The organism is Streptomyces sp. GbtcB6 (genome assembly GCF_019091475.1).
Taxonomy (GTDB): Bacteria; Actinomycetota; Actinomycetes; order Streptomycetales; family Streptomycetaceae; genus Streptomyces; species Streptomyces hyaluromycini.
This window is the reverse complement of the sequence record NZ_JAGXJL010000001.1, coordinates 50,825-71,400: the sequence shown is the minus strand read 5'-3', so window position 1 is coordinate 71,400 and position 20,576 is coordinate 50,825. Positions and strand designations below refer to the sequence as shown.

16 protein-coding genes are annotated in these 20,576 nt (G+C 73.6%); 3 read left to right on the top strand and 13 right to left on the bottom strand.

Annotated features, from left to right (window positions below):
• Positions 1-86: 86 nt before the first annotated feature.
• Together KVT45_RS00340 and KVT45_RS00335 are read left to right on the top strand one after the other, a co-directional pair.
• Positions 87-1,178 (top strand): amidohydrolase family protein, encoded by a 1,092-nt coding sequence (locus KVT45_RS00340; RefSeq protein ID WP_217544115.1) that lies wholly within the window; start codon positions 87-89, stop codon positions 1,176-1,178.
• A 142-nt stretch (positions 1,179-1,320) separates the two neighbouring features.
• Positions 1,321-2,232 carry an SCO1860 family LAETG-anchored protein gene (locus tag KVT45_RS00335; RefSeq protein ID WP_217544114.1) on the top strand — a complete coding sequence of 304 codons (912 nt, stop codon included), beginning with the start codon at positions 1,321-1,323 and terminating at the stop codon, positions 2,230-2,232.
• Between the two features lie 102 nt (positions 2,233-2,334).
• Here KVT45_RS00335 and cobC read toward each other — a convergent pair whose 3' ends face one another.
• Genes cobC through cobM form a run of 6 tightly spaced genes read right to left on the bottom strand, consistent with a single transcriptional unit; the run spans position 2,335 to position 8,727 of the window.
• Positions 2,335-3,456: an Rv2231c family pyridoxal phosphate-dependent protein CobC gene (cobC, locus tag KVT45_RS00330; RefSeq protein WP_217544112.1), complete on the bottom strand. Its 1,122-nt coding sequence runs from the start codon at positions 3,454-3,456 to the stop codon at positions 2,335-2,337.
• Positions 3,446-4,372: a sirohydrochlorin chelatase gene (locus KVT45_RS00325; RefSeq protein WP_217544110.1), complete on the bottom strand. Its 927-nt coding sequence runs from the start codon at positions 4,370-4,372 to the stop codon at positions 3,446-3,448. Before KVT45_RS00325 ends, cobC begins: the two co-directional genes overlap by 11 nt.
• Complete coding sequence (locus KVT45_RS00320) at positions 4,369-4,953, bottom strand: precorrin-8X methylmutase (RefSeq protein ID WP_217544108.1); 585 nt, start codon at positions 4,951-4,953, stop codon at positions 4,369-4,371. The genes KVT45_RS00325 and KVT45_RS00320 overlap by 4 nt, the downstream gene beginning before the upstream one ends.
• On the bottom strand, positions 4,950-6,653 hold the full coding sequence (gene cobJ, locus KVT45_RS00315; protein ID WP_217544106.1) for a precorrin-3B C(17)-methyltransferase: 1,704 nt from the start codon (positions 6,651-6,653) through the stop codon (positions 4,950-4,952). The genes KVT45_RS00320 and cobJ overlap by 4 nt, the downstream gene beginning before the upstream one ends.
• Complete coding sequence (gene cbiE / locus KVT45_RS00310; RefSeq protein ID WP_217544104.1) at positions 6,650-7,882, bottom strand: precorrin-6y C5,15-methyltransferase (decarboxylating) subunit CbiE; 1,233 nt, start codon at positions 7,880-7,882, stop codon at positions 6,650-6,652. The genes cobJ and cbiE overlap by 4 nt, the downstream gene beginning before the upstream one ends.
• Positions 7,879-8,727 (bottom strand): precorrin-4 C(11)-methyltransferase, encoded by an 849-nt coding sequence (gene cobM, locus KVT45_RS00305; RefSeq protein ID WP_217544102.1) that lies wholly within the window; start codon positions 8,725-8,727, stop codon positions 7,879-7,881. The genes cbiE and cobM overlap by 4 nt, the downstream gene beginning before the upstream one ends.
• Positions 8,728-8,811: 84 nt before the next feature.
• Here cobM and KVT45_RS00300 point away from each other — a divergent pair, with 84 nt between their 5' ends.
• Positions 8,812-9,540, top strand: coding sequence for a ZIP family metal transporter (locus KVT45_RS00300; protein WP_217544100.1), 729 nt, complete (start codon positions 8,812-8,814; stop codon positions 9,538-9,540).
• 11 nt (positions 9,541-9,551) lie between these two features.
• Here the strand turns inward: KVT45_RS00300 and cobI are convergent, their stop codons facing one another.
• The 7 genes from cobI to KVT45_RS00265 are packed head-to-tail and all read right to left on the bottom strand — an operon-like array spanning position 9,552 to position 20,516.
• Positions 9,552-10,298 carry a precorrin-2 C(20)-methyltransferase gene (cobI, locus tag KVT45_RS00295; RefSeq protein ID WP_217544098.1) on the bottom strand — a complete coding sequence of 249 codons (747 nt, stop codon included), beginning with the start codon at positions 10,296-10,298 and terminating at the stop codon, positions 9,552-9,554.
• A complete protein-coding gene (locus KVT45_RS00290) occupies positions 10,283-11,800 on the bottom strand; it encodes a cobyrinate a,c-diamide synthase (protein WP_217544096.1) in 1,518 nt (505 codons plus the stop codon). The genes cobI and KVT45_RS00290 overlap by 16 nt, the downstream gene beginning before the upstream one ends.
• The gene (cobO, locus tag KVT45_RS00285; protein ID WP_217544094.1) at positions 11,800-12,399 is read right to left on the bottom strand and encodes a cob(I)yrinic acid a,c-diamide adenosyltransferase; all 600 of its coding nucleotides are present in this window, start codon (positions 12,397-12,399) and stop codon (positions 11,800-11,802) included. Before cobO ends, KVT45_RS00290 begins: the two co-directional genes overlap by 1 nt.
• A complete protein-coding gene (locus tag KVT45_RS00280; RefSeq protein WP_217544092.1) occupies positions 12,399-14,399 on the bottom strand; it encodes a putative cobaltochelatase in 2,001 nt (666 codons plus the stop codon). The genes cobO and KVT45_RS00280 overlap by 1 nt, the downstream gene beginning before the upstream one ends.
• Positions 14,396-18,061 carry a cobaltochelatase subunit CobN gene (gene cobN, locus KVT45_RS00275; RefSeq protein ID WP_217544090.1) on the bottom strand — a complete coding sequence of 1,222 codons (3,666 nt, stop codon included), beginning with the start codon at positions 18,059-18,061 and terminating at the stop codon, positions 14,396-14,398. Before cobN ends, KVT45_RS00280 begins: the two co-directional genes overlap by 4 nt.
• A complete protein-coding gene (locus KVT45_RS00270) occupies positions 18,058-19,569 on the bottom strand; it encodes a cobyric acid synthase (RefSeq protein ID WP_217544088.1) in 1,512 nt (503 codons plus the stop codon). The genes cobN and KVT45_RS00270 overlap by 4 nt, the downstream gene beginning before the upstream one ends.
• Complete coding sequence (locus tag KVT45_RS00265) at positions 19,566-20,516, bottom strand: cobalamin biosynthesis protein (RefSeq protein ID WP_217544086.1); 951 nt, start codon at positions 20,514-20,516, stop codon at positions 19,566-19,568. The genes KVT45_RS00270 and KVT45_RS00265 overlap by 4 nt, the downstream gene beginning before the upstream one ends.
• Between the last annotated feature and the right edge of the window lie 60 nt (positions 20,517-20,576).

Sequence of the window (20,576 nt, the reverse complement as noted above, 5' to 3'; positions counted from 1 at the left end):
CGGGGCTGTATTCGATATGCGGCTGCCGCCGCGTGGGCGCGACCGGCCACGTGGAAACCCGCACCCGACGAACTATCGTGCGTCCCATGAGCGATCGAGCGGTGCTGCACGTAAAGGGACGGATCCTTGTCGGCCCCGACGACGTCCGCGACGAACTTTGGGTCCTCGGCGGACGCATCTCCTACGACCGCCCCTTCGGCACCCAGGACATCCGGACCGTCGAAGGCTGGGCCCTCCCCGGCCTCGTCGACGCCCACTGCCACGTCGGCCTCGGCCCACAGGGCCCCGTCGACGCGGCGACCGCCGAGAAGCAGGCCCTCACCGACCGCGAGGCCGGCACCCTCCTCATCCGGGACGCCGGCTCGCCCTCCGACACCCGCTGGGTCGACGACCGCGACGACCTCCCGAAGATCATCCGGGCCGGCCGGCACATCGCCCGCACCCGCCGCTACATAAGGAACTTCGCCCACGAGATCGAGCCGGCCGACCTGGTCGCATACGTCGCCCAGGAGGCCCGCCGCGGCGACGGCTGGGTCAAGCTGGTCGGCGACTGGATCGACCGTGATCTGGGTGACCTGGCGCCGAGCTGGCCGCGGGACGCCGTGCAGGCGGCGATCGCCGAGGCGCACCGGCTCGGTGCCCGGGTCACCGCCCACTGCTTCGCCGAGAGCTCGCTCCAGGACCTGGTCGAGGCCGGCATCGACTGCATCGAGCACGCGACGGGACTGACGGAGGACCTGATCCCCCTCTTCGCCTCCCGCGGCGTCGCGATCGTCCCGACCCTCGTCAACATCGCCACCTTCCCGCAGCTCGCGGCGGGCGGCGACACCAGGTTCCCGCGCTGGTCGGCCCATATGCGCCGGCTCCACGAACGCCGCTACGACACCGTCCGGGGCGCCTACGACGCCGGTATCCCCGTCTACGTCGGCACCGACGCCGGCGGCACCCTCGCCCACGGCCTGGTCGCGGGCGAGGTCGCCGAACTGGTCACCGCCGGGATCCCGCCCCTCGACGCGCTCGCGGCGACCAGCTGGGCGGCCCGCGCCTGGCTCGGCAGGCCCGGCCTGGAGGAGGGCGCACCGGCGGACCTCGTGGTGTACGAGAGCGACCCGCGCGCCGACGTACGCGTCCTCGCGTCCCCCCGCCGGGTGGTCCTGAACGGGCAGGTCGTCGAGTAAAGGAACGCCTGTGCCTGCCGACTCGAATGCGTGCACGGAAAGTCCACTATTGGGTGAAGTAACGCAGGATTGCCGCCCGTTCACCCACAGTGCGTAATTCTTGGCGGGTCCCGAGCAAGTTTCCTCTGGGGGTCCCACCACCTTGAACAGCGACACATTCCGTATGCCCGCACGCCGTCTCGCGACCCTCGCGACGGCCACGGCCCTGGCCGCAGGTCCCGCGGCCCTGGCCGGCGCGGGCACCGCACACGCGACCACCGACCACGGTCGCGCGAGCGCCGTCGTCCTGCGCACCGGCCTGCACGTCTCCCTCCTCGACAAGACCGTGAACGTCCCGCTCGCGGTCTCCCTGAACGAGGTCCGGGCACCGCAGAGTTCCGACCGGACCGCGCTGACCGCCACGCTCGACGGAGTGGACGGCGGCAAGCCGTTCCACGTCCTCGGCGCGGATGTCGCCGCGGCGAAGGCGACGGTCTCCGACGGCCGCGCCGAGGCCTCCGTCCACCTCGCCCACGCCCGGCTGCACCTGCCGGGCCTGCCCCTGCTGTCCCTCGTCGAACTCGACACGGTCACGTCCAAGGCCGTCTGCGAGACCGGCAAACGGCCGGAGGCCTCCGCCAACGTGCTCGGCACCGTCACCGTGCTCGGCAAGCGCGTGACGCTGAGCGCGGGCGGCCCCACCGACGTCGAGGTCCCCGGCGTCGGCGAGGTCCGCCTCGACCTGTCCAAGCGCGAGACGACGTCCACCACGGCCGCCGCCAGCGCCCTCGAACTCAAGGTCTCCGTCAACCCGCTGAAGCTCAACGTGGCCGACGTGGAAGGAACGCTGACCCTGGCGAAGGCAACGTGCGAGACGCCGCCGGATCCCGCATCCGACCCGGCCGACCCGGCCGATCCGGTGTCCGACGTGAAGGTCCAGGGCGCCCCGGCGAAGGAGACGAAGCTGGCGGAGACGGGCGGCAGTTCGGTGACGCCGTATGCGGTGGGCGGCGCGCTCGCGCTCCTGGCGGCGGGCGGGGGAGCGGTTCTCCTGGCACGCCGCAGGCGTTCTTAGAGGCGTCCACTGACGCGCCCCAAAGGGGGCGGGGGGAACTGCGCGACCAGCCACGACGCACCCGCAGTCGCGCGACGGCCCGCAGTTCCCCGGCCCTTCCCCTCACGCCCGTATCAACATCAACGCCTGATCAAGCGCCTGCAAGAACCGGTTCACCGTCACCCGGTCCCGCACCGCGATCCGCACCCACTCCTCGTCAAGGCCGGGAAACGTGTCCCCCCGCCGCACGGCGTACCCCAGCACCCGCAGCTGCCGGCGCACGGCCGCCGCCTCCGCCATCCGGACGAGCACGAACGGCCCCTCCGCGGGCCCCGCCACTCGCACCCCCTCCGGCGCGAACTCCTCGAGCCCCGCCACCAGATGGGCCCGGTCGGCGGCGACGCGGTGCGCCGCATGGGCCGCCTCCGCCAGCGCGCGCGGCGCCACGCACGCCTCGGCCGCCGCCAGCGCCGGCGTGGACACCGGCCACAACGGTTGTGCCCGCTCCAGCTCGGCGATGATCTCCGGCGCGGCCAGCACGTACCCGATCCGCAGCCCGGCCAGCCCCCACGTCTTCGTGAGACTGCGCAGCACCACCAGACCCGGCACGTCGGTCCGCCCGGCCAGCGCCTCCCGCTCGCCCGGCACCGCGTCCATGAACGCCTCGTCGACCACCAGCGTCCGCCCGGGACGGGCGAGCCGGGCGATCGCCTCCGCAGGATGCAGCACCGACGTCGGGTTGGTCGGATTGCCGATCACCACCAGGTCGGCGTCCTCCGGGACGGCCGCAGGATCCAGCCGGAACCCGTCCGCCTCCCGCAGCAGCACCCGGTCCACGGTGTGCCCGGCGTCCCGCAGCGCCGCCTCCGGCTCGGTGAACTGCGGGTGCACCACCACGGGCCGACGCACCTTCAGCGCCCGCGCCAGCAGGACGAACGCTTCCGCGGCGCCCGCCGTCAGCAGCACCCGCTCCACCGGCAGCCCGTGCCGCGCCGCGACCGCCGCCCGCGCCGCCCGCCCGTCCGGGTAGGCCGCGAGCCCGCCTAGCGACTCGGAGATCCGCTCCCGCAACCAGACCGGGGGAGTACCGGTGCGCACGTTGACCGCGAGGTCGACGAGCGCCGGACCGCCGTCCCGGAGCTCGGCGTCGCCGTGGTGCCGCAGATCGTGCCCGCCTCCGGAGGCTCCGGCCCCTTCGGGACCTCTGTCGCCTCCGGGGCCGCCGGAACCGTCCTCAGTGCGCATGCGCGTGCCCGCCATGGTGGTGGTGTCCGTGTCCCGGGTGGTGTCCGTCGTCGTCCGGGTGGAAGTGCGGCTGCTGCGGCAGCCCGACCTTGTCCTCGAATCCGGGCAGCGCGATCCGGTACACGCACGAGTCGCAGTTCATCCGCAGATCACCCTCGACCGCCTCCCGGTACCGCTCCATCACCAGGTCGAGCAGTTCCGGCTCGGGCCCGATGACGTCCGCCGAACGCACCTCGACCTCCGGGTGCGCGGCCGCCCAGCCCTCGGTCTGCTGCCGCACCCGGTCCGGCAGGATCCCGGTGAAGAGAAAGTACGGCAGGACGACGATCCGGCGCGCCCCCAGTTTCAGACACCGGTCGAGCCCGCTCGGCACGTCCGGCGCCGCCAGCGACACGAACGCCGTCTCCACACCGGCGTACCCGCGCCCCTCCCAGAGCAGCCGGGCCGCCTTGTGCACCTCGGCGTTGGCGTCGGGGTCCGTCGAACCGCGGCCCACCAGCAGCACGGTCACGTCGGCACGGTCCAGCGCGGCCCGCGAGGAACCGCCCAGCGCCTCGTCCAGGCGCCGCTCAAGGACCGACAGCAGGGAAGGGTGAGGCCCGAGCGGACGGCCGTAGGCGTACGAGATCCCCGGGTGCCGTTCCTTCTCCCGCGCCAGCGCGGCCGGGATGTCGCCCTTGGCGTGCCCGGCGGAGACCAGCATCAGCGGTACCGCGGCGAACCGCCGCACGCCCTGCTCCACCAGCTCGGCGACGGCATCGCCGAGCGGCGGCGGGGACAGCTCGATGAAGCCGCCCGCGACGGGCAGTTCGGGATGGCGGCGCCCCAGCTCCCGTACGAAGTCGCGGAACGCCTCGGCCCCGGCGTCGTCCCGGGTGCCATGGCCGGCGATGAGCAGGGCGGGCGGGGTGGTCACAGCGTCTCCTCGGAAGTGGGGTGGTACAGCAGGGCGTTGAGCGCGGCGGCGGCCACCGCCGAGCCGCCCTTCTCGGACACGTTGCTGACGGCGGGCAGCCCGCTCTCCCGCAACGCGGCCTTGGACTCGACGGCGCCGACGAAGCCGACGGGCAGACCGATGACGAGCACGGGGGCGGCGTCCAGTCTCAGCAGCTCCTCCAGGGCGGTCGGCGCGTTGCCGATCACCCACAGGGCGCCGGGCCCGACCTCCTCGTACGCCAGCCGGATCGCGTGTGCCGAACGGGTCAGCCCCGGCCCGGACTCAGCGTCCTTCAGCCGGCACACGGTCTCCCGGCGGGTGATCCCGGCGCCGACCATCTCCACGTCCACGACGACTGGTGCCCCGGCGTGCAGCGCGGCATGCGCCTTCACCAGGTCGTCCTCGTCGGTCACGAGGTCGCTCGCGTACTCCAGGTCGGCGGCGGAGTGGATGACCCGCTCCACCACCGCCCGGGTCAGCGGCGGGAAGTGCGAGGTGTCCAGCCGGGCGCGCAGCCGCCGGTAGGACTCCTGCTCGATGGGGTGGACGATCCGGTTCACTTGCCCTCCTCCTGAGCGCTCTCCTGCCAGCGGTAGCCGCGCGGGGTGACCATGCGCCCGGCGATGTTCCGGGTCGCCGTGTTGCCCACGGTCACGACGGTCATCATGTCGACCCATGCCGGGTCCAACTCGCCCAGGGTGGTCAGCCGGCTCGACTCGTCGGGGCGCGAGGCGTTGCGTACGACACCGACGGGCGTGGTCGGCTCGCGCTGCCCGGCGAGGATCGCGAGCGCCTTGGGCAGCTGCCAGTCGCGGCCCCGGGAGCGCGGGTTGTAGAACGTCACGACGATGTCGGCCGAGGCCGCCGCGCGCACCCGGCGTTCGATGACCTCCCACGGCGTGTGCAGGTCGGACAGGCTGATCGAGACATGGTCGTGGCCGAGCGGCGCGCCCAGGATCGCCCCGGCCGCGAGCGCCGCGGTGACCCCCGGCACACCGATCACGTCGATGTCGTCGGAGGCCTCGGCGAGCGCGGGGGAGGCCATCGCGTACACGCCGGCGTCCCCGCTGCCGATCAGCGCGACCGCATGCCCGGCGCGCGCCTCGGCGACCGCGGTACGCGCCCGTTCCTCCTCGGCGCCGAGCCCCGACTCCAGGATCCGGGTGCCGGGCCGCAGCAGGTCACGGATCTGGTCGACGTACTGGTCGAGGCCGACGAGCACGGAGGCGCGCCGGAGTTCGGCCTTGGCGCGCGGGGTGAGCAGATCCCGGGCACCCGGGCCGAGCCCGACGACCGCGAGCCGCCCGCGCGCGGGACGCCGTACGACGGCACAGGTCGCCATGGCGGGCTGACCGTCCCGCCGCTCCGACTTCCGCTTGGGCACGAGGAGTTCACCGCCCCGCAGCAGCGCGGCGGCCTCGGCCACGGACGGGGTGCCGACGGCGGCGAGCGGCGCGTCGGAGGGGTTGGGCACCGCCACGCCGGCCAGCTCCCCGGCGGAGTACGTCACCAGCGGGACCCCGAGCCGCGCGGCCGCCTCGACGATCCCGGGCTCCTCGGCCTTGGCGTCGACGGTGGCCAGTTCGGCGATGCTACGGGGCGACAGCCCCGCGTCCCGCAAGGCCGTGCCGATGAGGGTGAGCACCTCGTCGACGGGGGCGCCCTTGGCGGCGCCGACGCCGACGACCAGGGACGGCGGCCGCAACAGCACCTCGTTCTCGGCGGGTTCGACCGCGCGGTCGGTCAGTCGGACGGAGTGGGCGCCCTCCTCCGCCAGCGGCAGCGGTGGCAGCGGCCACGCCGACTCGGCGCGCAGCGCCACCGGTTCGCCGTCCAGCAGGGCCCGCGACACGGTGGCCACCGAGCCCTCGACCGGGAAGCCGAGGGTGTCGAGTCCGGGCAGCCCGACCGAGTCGGTCGCGGTGGTCACCACCGGCTGCGCGGCCAGCAACTCACCCACCTCCCCGGCGAGTTCGTTCGCACCGCCGCCGTGCCCGCCGACCAGCGACACGGCGAACCGCCCGCCCTCGTCGACGCACACCACACCCGGGTCGGTCGCCTTCTCGCCCAGCAGCGGGGCGATCAGCCGTACCACCGCACCCGTGGCCAGGAAACACACCAGCTGCTCGCACTCCGCGAACGCGGACCGTACGGCGTCCTTGACGGGACCGTCGTACACCCGCGTGCGGTCCGGCCACGCCGCGGCCAGCCGGTCGCGCGCCGCCGCCCCCGCCGCGGTGGCGGAAATCAGGCCGATCACAGAGCAACTCCTTCTTCAGACAAGGGGGTTCGCGTCCCCCAGAGCAGGAACACGGGATTGGTCGCCGCCAGTCGGGTCACCTCACCCGGCAGCGGAGCAAGACGCGACGACTGGAGCAGTACGCCGTCGCAGGCGAACCCGGCCCCGGTCAGCGCCGCACGCGCCGCCGGTACCCGGTCCAGGGCGGCCATCGCGACCACCACCGTCCGCCGGGCGCGCAGCGCGCACGCGCGGACGACGGCGGGCAGTTCACCGCCCCCGCCGCCGACGAACACGGCGTCGGGATCGGGGAGTCCGGCCAGCGCCGCCGGTGCCGTGCCGTGCACCACGTCCACGTACACGCCGTGCGCCCGGGCGTTGGCGGCGATCCGCTCGACCCCGTCCGCCGCCTTCTCCACGGCGACGGCGGCGGCGCCCAGGCGTGCGCACTCCACCGCCACCGACCCGGACCCCGCGCCGACGTCCCAGACCAGGTCGCCCAGCCGGGGCCCGAGCCGGGCCAGGGCCAGCGCCCGTACCTCGAACTTGGTGATCATGGAGTCGCGGTGCGCGAACTCGCTCTCGGCCAGAGCCCATCCGGCGGGTCCGGCCGGTGCGCCGGCGACCGTCCGGACACCGCCGAGCGCACGTGTCCCGTCGAGGCACAGCACCACGCTGACGTCGGTTCCCCAGTCGCGGGCGGCGGCCTCGGCGGGCGTGACCCGCTCCACCCTCTCCCGCTCCGGGTCGCCGAGCGCGCTCGCCACGACGAGAACCCGGTCCTCGGGCACCGCCGCCGCCAGCTCCGCCGGACCCGCCCCCGGCCCCGTCAGCACCGCGACCTTCGGATGCGCTCGGCACACGTTCACCGCCGTCCGCGGCTCGCGCCCGTGCGCGCTCACCACCACCGCGTCGTCCCAGGGCAGCCCGACCCGCGCGAAGGCGGCGGCCACCGAGGACACGCCGGGGCGCACGTCCAGCGCCTCCGCCCCGAACCGCTCGGCCAGCACCCGCACGATCCCGAAGAACCCGGGATCCCCCGAGGCCAGCACGGTCACGGGCCGGTCCTTGCCGACGTACTCCTCGATGGTGTCGAGGGCGGGCGCCAGCGGCCCGAGGACGATCCGCTCGGCCCCCTCCGGCAGCCGTACGGCGTCCAGGTGCCGCCGACCGCCGACGACCAGCTCGGCACCGGCCAGCGTCTCCGCCGCCAGGGACGCTCCCGTCCCCGTACCGACCACCGTGATCATGTACTGGCCCCCCGCTCGCGCAGCGCCCGCCGGGCCTGGGGGTCGGCCTTGCGGAAGCCGTGGAAGTGGCCGGGGTGGTAGAGGTGCGAGCGGGTGCCGTGGGCGTCCAGGGCCGGGCCGACCAGGAAGAGGGTGTGCTTCCAGAGCTTGTGCTCCTTGACCGTCTCCTCCAGCGTCTCGATCGTGCACCGCACGACCAGCTCCTCCGGCCAGGTCGCCTGATAGGCGACGACGACCGGGGTGGAGGTCGGGTAGCCGCCCTCCAGCAGCTCGCGCACCAGCTGCCCGCTGCGCGCCGCGGAGAGGAAGATCGCCATGGTGGTCCCGTGCCGGGCGAACTCCCGTACCTCCTCCCCGGGCGGCATCGGCGTCTTGCCGCCGCCGAGCCGGGTGAGCACGACGGACTGCGCCACCTCGGGAATGGTCAGCTCGCGCTGGGCCAGCGCGGCCACGGCCGAGAAGGAGGAGACCCCCGGCACGATCTCGACCTCGATGCCGATCCCGGCACACCGGTCGACCTGCTCCTGCGTACCGCCCCAGAGGGCCGGATCCCCGGAGTGGATGCGGGCCACGCGCAGTCCCTCCGCACGGGCCCGCTCGTACACGGCGACGACGTCCTCCAGGGACATGGCCGCGGAGTCGAGGATCTCCGCGTCCTCGCGCGCGTGCTGGAGGACCTCCGCCTGGACCAGGCTCGCGGCCCAGATCACGACGTCGGCCTCGGCGATCGCGCGCGCGGCCCGGAACGTCAGCAGATCGGCGGCGCCGGGGCCGGCACCGACGAAGGTCACCTTGCCGGTGGGAGCGGCGCCGGAGGGGGTGGCGGCGGCAGCGGCATCGGCCATGGAAATTCGGTCCTCTCTGGACAAAGGGTGTTACGGGTGCTGCTGGATGTGCGCTGAGGCGGGTCGATCGGATAGCAAGGGCACATGGCGGTCTTCGTCGCGCTCGGCGCGTTCCTGATGACGCTGGCCGGCGGCTGGACGGCACAGCGCGTGACCGACCGTCGCCACCTGGTCCTGGGCCTGGCCGGCGGTCTGATGCTCGGGGTGGTCGGCCTCGACCTGCTGCCGGAGGCGCTGCGCGCGGCCGGCCGCGAGGTCTACGGCGTACCGGCCGCCCTGCTCCTGTTCGTGGCCGGATTCCTGCTGGCCCATCTGGTCGAACGCACCCTGGCCCTCCGCCAGGCCGCCCACGGCGGCGACGAGCACGGTCACCGGGCGCCCGAGGTGGGCCTGACGGCGGCCGGGGCGATGGTCGGCCACAGCGCGATGGACGGCGTGGCGATCGGCGCGGCCTTCCAGGTGGGCGGCGGCATGGGTGCGGCGGTCGCGCTCGCCGTCATCGCCCACGACTTCGCGGACGGCTTCAACACGTTCACGATCACGAGCCTGTACGGCAACGCGCGCCGCCGGGCGGTGGCGATGCTGGTCGCCGACGCCTGTGCACCGGTCCTCGGCGCCCTCTCCACGGCCTTCTTCACCATCCCGGAGGCGCTGCTCGGCGGCTATCTCGGCCTCTTCGGCGGCGTCCTGCTCTACCTGGCCGCCGCCGAGATCCTGCCCGAGGCCCACCACGAGCACCCGGCCCGCTCGACGCTGCTGTGCACGGTGGCGGGCGCGGCGTTCATCTGGCTGGTGGTGGGCATTTCCAGCTGACGCCCGACCGCTCACAGCTTCCCGCCTCTGCCACCGTCCCGGCGCGGGGGCGCGATGAGCGTGGAGAGATACGGCAGCGGGGAGCCGTCCAGCTCGGCGGCGGGCCGGATGGACTCCTCCGCCAGCCCCAGCGCCGACCCCCACACGGCATCGTCGAGCCGCCCGGTCTCCCGCAGCGCCGCCACGACCGCACCGGCCTGCCGCCCGAACTTGTACGCCACGACCGTCCCCGGCCCGCCCAGCGCGTCCTTGAGCACCTCGGCCCCCGCCGTCACCGGCACCAGCGTCAGCGGCTCGGTCCCCTCGGTGAGCACGGCCCCGGAACGGGCGGCGAGGTCCTGCATGGCGGTGATCCCGGGCACGGTCTCGACGACCACGTCCGGCACCAGCTCGGCGATCGTCTGCGCGAGATACGTGAACGTCGAGTAGACATTCGGATCCCCGATGGTGGCGAAGGCGACCGTCCCGTGCCCGCGCAGCAGCTCGGCCACCCTGGCCCCCGCCGCGTCCCAGGCGGCCTCCCGCCGCCCCCGGTCACTGCGCTCGTTCAGCGCGAAGACGACCCGTACGACCTTCTCCTCGCCGACGTAGTGCAGCACGGTGGCCTCGGCCCGCCCCCGCTCACCGCTGTCCATGACAGGCACCACGACGACAGCGGCCGCGCGCAGGGCGTTGACCCCCTTGACGGTCACCAGCTCGGGATCGCCGGGCCCGACACCGACTCCGATCAACCTGCTGCTGCTCATGACGTCCGGCACCTCTCCACGAACCTTCGGGCCACACCGGGCTCGGACGCCCAGTGCGTGTGCAGATAACTGGCGTGCACACCCCGCTGTACAAAACCTTCGACACGCGGCCGGGGCGTACGCACACCCCACGCGGGAACCGCCCCCGCCCCCGGCTCCACCACGGTCCGATGAAACTCGTGCCCCCGCATACGGGTACCGGCGACGGCCAGCACACTGTCGCTCACGGCGACGGCATCCCGATAGCCGAGAGTGAGCCGCTCCGACATCCGCGCCTGCACATCGAGCACCCCGCACATGGGCAGCCCGTCCAGCTCCCGGCCCAGATACAGCAGCCCGGCACACTCGGCGGCGACGGGAGCGCCGCGCTCCGCGAGGACGGCGACGTCCTTCCGCAGCGCCTCATTGGCCGACAACTCACTGCCGTACACCTCGGGAAACCCGCCCCCGATCACCAGCCCACAGGTCCCGTCGGGCAGCCGCTCGTCCCGAAGCGGATCGAACACCACGACCTCGGCCCCGGCGGCAACGAGCAGTTCGGTGTGCTCGGCGTAGGAGAAGCTGAAGGCGGCCCCACCGGCAACCGCGACAACCGGCCTGCCGGACGCCTGCGGACGAAGGCCGGTCCGCACCCCCACTCTCAGCCCGTCCGGCGTTTGAGGACGAGGCCCTTCGGGCCGAAGCGGGGGTCCGGGGGCGGCAGCCCCCGAAAGCGGGGTCGAAGGGGCGGCAGCCCCCGGTGATGGGACGGGTAGGGGCGGCGGGGGCGAGGAAGCCAGGGCCTCAGCCGCATCCCACGCCGCACCCGGCACCGCACCGGCCCCCCGCGCCAACCCCATCAGCGCTTCCAGATCGCACCCGTCGGAGACCTGCGCGGCCATCGCAGCCACCGCCGCAACCGCCGCCCCCCGCCGCTCCGCCACCGGCACCAACCCCAGATGCCGCGACGGCGTATCCACCTGAGCCACCCGCCGCAGCACCCCGAACACCGGTACCCCGGAGGCCTCCAGCGCCTCCCGCAGCAACTCCTCGTGCCGGTCCGACCCCACCTTGTTGAGGATCACGCCCCCGACCCGCACCTCCGGATCCCACGACGCGAACCCGTGCACCAGCGCCGCCACCGACCGCGACTGCGACGACGCGTCCACGACCAGCACCACCGGCGCCCGCAACAGCTTCGCGACATGCGCGGTGGACGCCAGTTCCCCTTCCCCCGCGGCCCCGTCGTACAGCCCCATCACACCCTCGACGACGGCCAGGTCACAGCCCCGCGCACCGTGCGCGAACAGCGGGCCGACCAGCTCCGGCCCGCACAGGTACGCGTCGAGGTTCCGCCCCGCCCGCCCGGTCGCGAGCGCGTGGTACCCGGGGTCGATGTAGTCCGGCCCGACCTTGTGCGGGGACACGGCGAGCCCCCGCGCGGCGAACGCGGCCATCAGCCCCGTGGCGACGGTGGTCTTGCCGCTGCCCGAGGAGGGCGCGGCGATGACCAGCCGGGGCACGGACGAGGACATCACCACTCGATGCCCCTCTGCCCCTTCTGCCCCGCGTCCATCGGGTGCTTGACCTTGGACATGTCGGTGACGAGGTCGGCGAAGTCGACCAGCTGCTCCGGCGCGTTCCGTCCGGTGATCACGACATGCTGGGTCCCGGGCCGGTTCCGCAGCACCTCGACGACCTCGTCGGTGTCCACCCACCCCCAGTGCATCGGGTACGCGAACTCGTCCAGCACGTACAGCTGATACGTCTCGGCCGCCAGATCCCGCTTGACCTGCTCCCAGCCCTCGCGGGCCTTCTCCTCGTTGTCCATCTGCGCGTCGCGCTGGACCCAGGACCAGCCCTCGCCCATCTTGTGCCAGTCGACGGAGCCGCCCTCGCCGGAGGCGCCCAGCACCCGCAGCGCGTTCTCCTCGCCGACCTTCCACTTCGCCGACTTGACGAACTGGAACACCCCGATGGGCCACCCCTGGTTCCAGGCCCGCAGCGCGAGCCCGAAGGCGGCGGTGGACTTGCCCTTCCCGATCCCCGTGTGCACCACGACGAGCGGCCGGTTGCGCCGCTGCCGGGTCGTCAGACCGTCGTCGGGCACGACACTCGGCTGTCCCTGCGGCATTACGCGGCCCTCCTCGAACGACCCTGAACGTCCTTCACCAGCCCGGCGATCGAGTCCGCCCGCAGTTCGTCGAGCGTCACCGCCGTACCGGCCAGCTCACCCGCCAACTGCCCGGCGAGCCCCAGCCGCACCGGCCCGGACTCGCAGTCCACGACCACGGAAGCCACCCCGTCGGCGGCGAACAGCCGAGCGGCCCGGCCGGCCAGCGCGACCGGTTCCGGCCCGCCGGTGGCACGTCCGTCCGTCACCACGACCACCAGCGCCCGCCGCGCCGGATCCCGCAACCGCTCCACCCGCAGCACGTCATGCGCCTTGAGCAGCCCGGCGGCGAGGGGCGTACGCCCCCCGGTCGGCAGCGACTCCAGCCGGGACGCGGCCGCGTCCACCGACGACGTCGGCGGCAGCGCCACATCGGCCGCGGCCCCCCGGAAGGTCACCAGCCCCACCTTGTCCCGCCGCTGATACGCGTCGAGCAGCAGCGACAGCACGGCCCCCTTCACCGCGCTCATCCGCTGCCGGGCCGCCATCGACCCGGACGCGTCGACCACGAACAGCACGAGGTTCCCCTCGCGCCCCTCCCGGTTCGCCTGCCGCAGATCGTCCCGCCGCAGCACGAGCCCCGGCCCGGACCGCCCGCGCGCCCGCTGATGGGGGGCGGCGGCCTGCACGGTCGCCGCCAGGTGCAGCTTGGTCAGGGTCCCGCGGGGCCGCCGCGCACCCGTCGTACGCCCGTGCTCGGTGCGGGCCCGGGACCGCCGACCGGCGGCGCCCTCTCCGATGCCCGGCACGCTCAGCGCCTTGGTGCGGAAGGGCTCGGACGCCCGCGCCGGAGCCTGCTCGCCCGCACCGGCGCCGGCGGCCTGTGGTTCGCCGTCCTCGCCGGCCTCGGGCCGCGCACCCGTGTCGCCGCCCTGCGGGCCGCCGTCCTCGGGCGCCGGCCCGCCGCCCCCTCCGCCGGGGCCGTCCGGATCGGGGTCCTCGTCGTCCTCGCCGGAGAACTCCTCCAGCGTCTGGTCCAGCTTGTCCTCGTCGAGTCCCGGGGCGTCGAAGGGATTACGGCGCCTGCGGTGCGGCAGCGCCAGCAGCGCCGCCTGGCGCACGTCCTCCGCCAGCACCTCGGTCCGTCCGGCCCACGCGGCCAGCGCGGTCGCCGTCCGGGCCATCACGATGTCGGCGCGCATGCCGTCGACCTCGAAGGCCGCGCAGGTCGCCGCGATCTGCCGCAGCGACCCGTCGCCCAGCCGCACCGACGGCAGCAACTCCCGTGCCGCCACGATTCGTTGCCGTACGGCGGCCTCCTCACCGGCCCAACGCGTCGCGAAACCGGCCGGATCGTCGTCGTACGCGAGCCGCCGCCGTACGACCTCCACCCGCTGGTCGGGCTCGCGGGAGGCGGCCACCTCGACCGTGAGCCCGAACCGGTCGAGCAACTGGGGCCGCAGCTCGCCCTCTTCCGGGTTCATCGTCCCGACGAGCAGGAAGCGCGCCGCGTGCCGGACCGACACCCCCTCGCGCTCCACGTACGACGCGCCCATCGCGGCCGCGTCCAGCAGCAGGTCGACCAGGTGGTCGTGGAGGAGGTTGACCTCGTCGACGTAGAGGATGCCCCGGTGCGCGTCGGCCAGCAGGCCCGGCTCGAAGGCCTTCACGCCCTCCGCCAGGGCACGCTCGATGTCCAGCGCGCCCACCAGCCGGTCCTCGGAGGCACCGACCGGCAGTTCGACCATCCGCGCCGGGCGGGACTCGTAGGCGCCCGGTTCGTGCGGGCCGTCCGGGCAGACCGGGTCCGGGGCGGCCGGGTCGCAGGAGAAACGGCAGCCGGCGACGACGTCCACGCCCGGCAGCAGCGCCGACAGGGCACGTACGGCGGTGCTCTTCGCCGTGCCCTTCTCACCGCGCACCAGCACGCCGCCGACCGCCGGCGAGACGGCGTTCAGCAGCAGCGCGAGCCGCAGGTCGTCCTGACCGACGACGGCCGTAAAGGGGAAGGGGGTGCTCACTGGTCGTCGCCCTCCAAGTCGCCTTCCAACTCCAGGTAGGTGGCGCGCAGCCGCTCCAGGGTGTCCGCGTCCGGCTCGGCCCACAGGCCCCGGTCGGCGGCCTCCAGGAGCCGTTCGGTGATGCCGCGCAGCGCCCACGGGTTGGACTTCTTCATGAAGTCCCGGTTCTCCGCGTCGAAGACGTACTCCGCGCTGAGCTTCTCGTACATCCAGTCGTCCACGACCCCGGCGGTGGCGTCGTAGCCGAAGAGGTAGTCGACGGTCGCCGCCATCTCGAAGGCACCCTTGTAGCCGTGCCGGCGCATGGCCGCCATCCAGCGGGGGTTCACGACCCGAGCCCGGAAGACGCGGTGCGTCTCCTCGCCCAGCGTCCGGGTCCGCACCTGGTCCGGCGTGGCCGAATCACCCACGTAGGCCTCGGGGTTGGTGCCGGTCAGATGGCGCACCATGGCGACCATGCCGCCGTGGTACTGGAAGTAGTCGTCGGCGTCCACGAGGTCGTGCTCACGGGTGTCCACGTTCTTCGCGGCGACGGCGATCCGCTTGAACGCGGTCTCCATGTCCCCGCGCGCCGCCCGCCCGTCGAGCCCGCGCCCGTAGGCGTAACCGCCCCACACCGCGTACACCTCGGCGAGGTCGGCGTCGGAGCGCCAGTTGCGGGCGTCGATCAGCGGCAGCAGCCCGGCGCCGTAGGCCCCCGGCTTGGAGCCGAAGATACGGGCCGTCGCGCGCCGCCGGTCGCCGTGTTCGGCCGTGTCCTCGTCGGCGTGGGCCCGCACGTAGTTGGACTCCGCCGGCTCGTCCAGCTCGGCGACCCTGCGCACCGCATCGTCGATCAGCCCGACCACGTGCGGGAACGCGTCCCGGAAGAAGCCGGAGATCCGCACCGTGACATCGATGCGCGGCCGGCCCAGCTCGCCGAGGGGGACCACCTCGAAGCCGGTCACGCGCCGCGACGCCTCGTCCCACACCGGACGGCAGCCCAGCAGCGCCAGGATCTCGGCGATGTCGTCGCCCTGCGTGCGCATCGCCGACGTGCCCCACACCGTCAGGCCGACGGACTTCGGGTACTCGCCCGTGTCCTGGAGGTACCGCTGCACCAGCGAGTCCGCGAGCGACTGGCCGACCTCCCAGCTCAGCCGGGACGGGATGGCCTTGGGGTCGACCGAGTAGAAGTTCCGGCCGGTGGGGAGGACGTTGACCAGGCCGCGGGTGGGGGAGCCGGACGGGCCGGCCGGGACGTAACCGCCGTCCAGGGCCTTGAGGATGTGCCCGATCTCGTCCGTGGTCCGGGCGAGACGCGGCACGACCTCGGTGCACGCGAACTCCAGTACCGCCACGCCGTCCGGGAGTTCGGTGCCGAGCACCTCCCGTACGAGAGCCCGGCTCTCGGCGACGGCCCAGTCCCGCTGCTCCATGCCCTCCGCGACCCGGCGGCACAGCTGTTCCAGCAGGTCGATCGCGTCGGCCGCGGTACGCGACGGGCCCTCGACGAGATCCGTCAGCTCCACCGGCACCTTCACCGGCGCGCCCGGCTCGGCCAGCAACTCCTTCTCCACCAGCCCGAAATGGGCCGCGAAGCAGGCCCTGAGCCCCGGCAGCGCGTTGGCCTGCCCGCCCCACACCTGCGAGGCGCGCAGCACCGCCAGCACCAGGTTCACGCGCGGCTCGCCGACCGGACCGCCACCCAGAATGTGCAGGCCGTCGCGGATCTGCACGTCCTTGATCTCGCACAGATAGCCGTCGATGTGCATGACGAACGAGTCGAAGTCGTCTTCCTCCGGCTGCTCGTCCACGTGCAGGTCGTGGTGGAGCTCGGCCGCCTTCACCAGCGTCCAGATCTGCGCCCGCACGGCCGGTGCCTTCGTCGGGTCCAGGTCGGAGACCAGCGCGTACTCGTCGAGCAGCTGCTCCAGTTTGGCCAGGTCGCCGTAGGTGTCGGCACGGGCCATCGGCGGCACCAGGTGGTCGACGACCGTGGCGTGCCCGCGCCGCTTGGCCTGGGTGCCCTCACCGGGGTCGTTGACGATGAACGGGTAGACCAGCGGCAGTTCCCCGAGTACGGCGTCCGGCGCGCACCCGCCGCTGAGGCCGAGGCCCTTGCCGGGCAGCCACTCCAGGGTGCCGTGCTTGCCCATGTGGACGATCGCGTCGGCGCCGAAGGAGTTGTCGAGCCACCGGTACGCCGCCATGTAGTGGTGGGACGGCGGCATGTCGGGGTCGTGGTAGATCGCGATCGGGTTCTCGCCGAAGCCGCGCGGCGGCTGGATCATGACGACGACGTTCCCGAACTGGAGGGAGGCCAGCACGATGTCCTCGCCGTCGACGTACAGCGAGCCCGGCGGCTCACCCCACGCCTCCGTCATCGCGTCCCCGAGCTGCGGGTCGAGCTTCTCGAACCACGCCCGGTAGTCCGCGAGCGGCACCCGCGCGGGCGCTGCGGCCAGCTGCTCCTCGGTGAGCCATTCGACGTCGTGGCCACCGGCGTTGATGAGCCGGTGGATCAACTCGTCGCCGTCGTCGGGGTGCCCTTCGACCGCGTACCCGGCATCCCGCAGCGCATCCAGCACCCGCACCGCCGAGGCGGGGGTGTCCAGTCCGACGGCGTTGCCGACGCGCGAGTGCTTGGTCGGGTACGCGGTGAAGACCAGCGCGATCTTCTTCTCCGCGTTCGGCTTGTGCCGCAGCCGCGCGTGCCGTACGGCGATTCCGGCGACGCGTCCGGCCCGCTCGGGGTCGGCGACGTACACCGGAACGTCGGCTCCATCGTCATCGACCCGCTCCTTGAAGGAGAAGGGGACCGTGATCAGCCGTCCGTCGAACTCCGGGATCGCGACCTGCATCGCCGCGTCCATGGGGGAGAGGGCGGCGTCGGACTCGTCCCAGGCCTGCCGGGAGGAGGTCAGGCAGAGGCCCTGCAGCACCGGCACGTCGAGGTCGGCGAGCGCCCCGATGTCCCAGGCCTCCTCGTCGCCGCCGGCCGAGGCCTGCGAGGCGTGCGTGCCGCCGGCCGCCAGGACGGTGGCGACCAGCGCGTCGGCCCCGGCGAGGATCTCGTACAGCCCGGGGTCCGCCCCGCGCAGCGAACCGCAGTACACCGGAAGGGCGTTGGCGCCGCGTGCCTCGATCGCGTCGCACAGGGTGTCCACGAAGCCGGTGTTGCCGCTCAGTTCATGGGCCCGGTAGAAGAGCACCCCGACGGTCGGCCGGCCGCTCTCCCGGGTCCGGGTGCCGTGGACGCCGAACTCGGGCATCTTCTGCGGCTCGACGAACCCCTCGCCGGTCAGCAGCACGGTGTCGGACAGGAACCGGGCCAGCTCGGTGAGGTTGGCGGGGCCGCCCTCGACGAGGTACCTGAGGGCCTCGGCGACCACACCCGCCGGCACCGACGACTCGGCCATCAGCTCGGCGTCCGGCACCGTCTCGCCGCCCAGCAGCACGGTCGGGATACCGGCGGCCCGCAGCGCGGCGAGCCCGTCCTCCCAGGCACGCTTGCCGCCGAGCAGCCGTACGACGGCGATGTCCGCGCCCTCGACGAGCGCGGGCAGCTCCGCCGTGACGTCGACGCGCGTCGGATTGCCGATCCGGTAGTCGGCACCGGAGGCGGCCCGGGCCGCCAGCAGATCGGTGTCTGCGGTCGACAACAACAACACAGTGCTCATGCGGGCGCTCCCGGTGGAATGAAAGGCAGTCCTTGCGGCGCGCCCGACTCGATGAGCCGCCAGAGCGCGTCCGTGTCCGCGTGCTGTTCGATCAGGTCGCCGAGCCGGTCGAGCTGCTCCTCGCGCAGCGCGGCGAACGAGGTGTCGGGGGCCGGCACGAACCGGCGGCCCGCGGCGGCCGCCACCTCGCGCAGGAAGGCCCGGCGGAAACCGTCCGACTCCAGGGAACCGTGCCAGTGCGTGCCCCAGGTCTGCCCGACCCGGCAGCCGTCCAAGAAGGGTTCCCCGCCGGTCACTTCGCCGACCCCGTGATGGATCTCGTACCCCTCGACGCGCTCGCCGAGGGCCTCTCCGACGGGCCGGGTGAGCGTCTTCTCCCGGGCGAACCGGACGCGTACGGGCAGCACACCGAGCCCGTCGACGGCCCCCTTGCGGCTCTCGACCTCGTCCTCGATGTGCTCGCCGAGGATCTGGAAGCCGCCGCAGACGCCGAGCACGGGCCGCCCCTCGGCGGCCCGGCGCCGCAGTGCCTCGGCCAGCCCCCGCTCCCGCAGCCACTCCAGGGCCCGGACCGTTCCCCGGGTCCCCGGAACCACCACGAGATCGGCGTCGGCCAGCTCTTCCGGCCGGTCCACGAACCGCACCACCACGCCCGGTTCGGCGGCCAGCGCGTCCACGTCGGTGAAGTTGGACATCAGCGGGATCGCGCAGACGGCGACCCGGAGCACGTCCTCCCCGACGGGCGGGGCCGTGTTCGACTCCCGGACGGTCCCCCGCAGGGAGACCCGGAGCCCGTCCTCCTCGTCGATCCCGAGCCCGTGCCGGAAGGGCAGGACGCCGTAGGTGTGCCGCCCGGTGAGCCCGTGCAGCATGTCCAGCCCGGGTTCGAGCAGCGAGACGTCCCCCCGGAACTTGTTGACGAGGAACCCGGCGACGAGGGCCTGATCCTCCGGCGACAGCAGTGCCACCGTCCCGAAGAAGGAGGCGAAGACGCCCCCGCGGTCGATGTCCCCGACCACGAGCACGGGCAACCCGGCGTTCCGGGCGATCCCCATGTTCACGATGTCGGTCCGCCGCAGGTTGATCTCCGCCGGACTGCCGGCGCCCTCACAGATCACCGCGTCATACGTGCCCCGCAACTCGGCGAGACAGTCGAGCACGGTGCCGAGCAGCCGCTGCTGCCGCCCACCGTGGTACCCGCGCGCGCTCAGCTCACCGACCGGCCTGCCGAGCAGCACGACCTGACTGCTCTGCTCGCCACCGGGCTTGAGCAGCACGGGGTTCATGAGCGCGGTCGGCTCCACCCGGCAGGCCTGCGCCTGCATGGCCTGTGCCCGCCCGATCTCGGCACCTTCGCGCGTGACAAAGGAGTTGAGGGACATGTTCTGTGCCTTGAACGGCGCGACTTTCACACCCTGCCGCACCAGCCACCGGCAGATACCTGCGGTGACGACGCTCTTACCGGCGTCGGAGGTGGTACCGGCTACGAGGAGGCCTCCGTTGTTCATGACGCCCTCCCCGAGAGCGATTTGCGCAGCAGGGCCCCCGCCGCACTCGCCCCCAACGCCAGCCACCCCACCCGCCGCGACAACCGCACCGCCCGATCGATGTCCGCGACTTCCACGGCCCGCCCCTCCCCGTTCAGCACCGGCCGGTGCTCGACCCGCCCGCCATACGACAACGTCCCCCCGAGCCGCACCCCCAACGCCCCGGCGAACGAAGCCTCCACGGGCCCGGCGTTGGGACTCGGATGCTTCGCCGCGTCGGCCCGCCAGGCCCGCACCGCTCCCTTGGTGTCACTCCCGGCCAGGGCGGCCAGTACGGCGGTGAGCCGCGCTCCCGGCCACCCCGCCACGTCGTCCAGCCGCGCCGAAGCCCACCCGTACCGCCGGTACCGGGCCGACTTGTGCCCGACCATGGCGTCCAGGGTGTTGACGGCCCGGAACCCGAGCAGCCCCGGCACCCCGCCGACGGCTCCCCACACCAGCGCGCCGACGACGGCGTCGCTGGTGTTCTCGGCGACGGACTCCACGACCGCCCGTGCGATCCCGTCGGCGTCCAGGGCCTGCGGGTCCCGTCCGCACAGATGCGGCAGCCGCGCACGGGCCGCCTCGACGTCGCCCGCCTCCAGGGCACGCCCGATGACGCGGGCCTCGCGGGCGAGTGAAGTGCCCCCGACGACGGCCCAGGTGGCGGCCGCGGTGAGCGTGACGGACGAGGCGGTGGACGGTCGTACGACCCGTTGGGCAACGGCACCCAGCGCCATGGCGCCACCGGCGCACACGGCGGTGTGCAGCGCGCCCCACCCGCGGTGGTCCCGCCACAGCACCCGCTCCACGGCCCCGGCCGCCCGCCCGAACACGGCGACCGGATGCCCCCGGCGCGGGTCGCCGAGCAGCAGATCACCGAGAAGGCCGGCGGCGGCGCCGTACGCGAAGACGCGATCGGCACCCATCGGCTCAGCCGGCCGCGGGGTCGGGGACGGGCCGGGTACTGAACCTCGGTCGGCAGCCGC

Coding starts and splice junctions, on each gene's coding strand:
- KVT45_RS00340 (WP_217544115.1), top strand. CDS start 87: ATGAGCGATCGAGCGGTGCTGCACGTAAAGGGACGGATCCTTGTCGGC.
- cobC (WP_217544112.1), bottom strand. CDS start 3,456: ATGCGCACTGAGGACGGTTCCGGCGGCCCCGGAGGCGACAGAGGTCCC.
- cbiE (WP_217544104.1), bottom strand. CDS start 7,882: ATGATCACGGTGGTCGGTACGGGGACGGGAGCGTCCCTGGCGGCGGAG.
- cobM (WP_217544102.1), bottom strand. CDS start 8,727: ATGGCCGATGCCGCTGCCGCCGCCACCCCCTCCGGCGCCGCTCCCACC.
- KVT45_RS00300 (WP_217544100.1), top strand. CDS start 8,812: ATGGCGGTCTTCGTCGCGCTCGGCGCGTTCCTGATGACGCTGGCCGGC.
- KVT45_RS00290 (WP_217544096.1), bottom strand. CDS start 11,800: ATGTCCTCGTCCGTGCCCCGGCTGGTCATCGCCGCGCCCTCCTCGGGC.
- cobO (WP_217544094.1), bottom strand. CDS start 12,399: ATGCCGCAGGGACAGCCGAGTGTCGTGCCCGACGACGGTCTGACGACC.
- cobN (WP_217544090.1), bottom strand. CDS start 18,061: ATGAGCACTGTGTTGTTGTTGTCGACCGCAGACACCGATCTGCTGGCG.
- KVT45_RS00270 (WP_217544088.1), bottom strand. CDS start 19,569: ATGAACAACGGAGGCCTCCTCGTAGCCGGTACCACCTCCGACGCCGGT.
- KVT45_RS00265 (WP_217544086.1), bottom strand. CDS start 20,516: ATGGGTGCCGATCGCGTCTTCGCGTACGGCGCCGCCGCCGGCCTTCTC.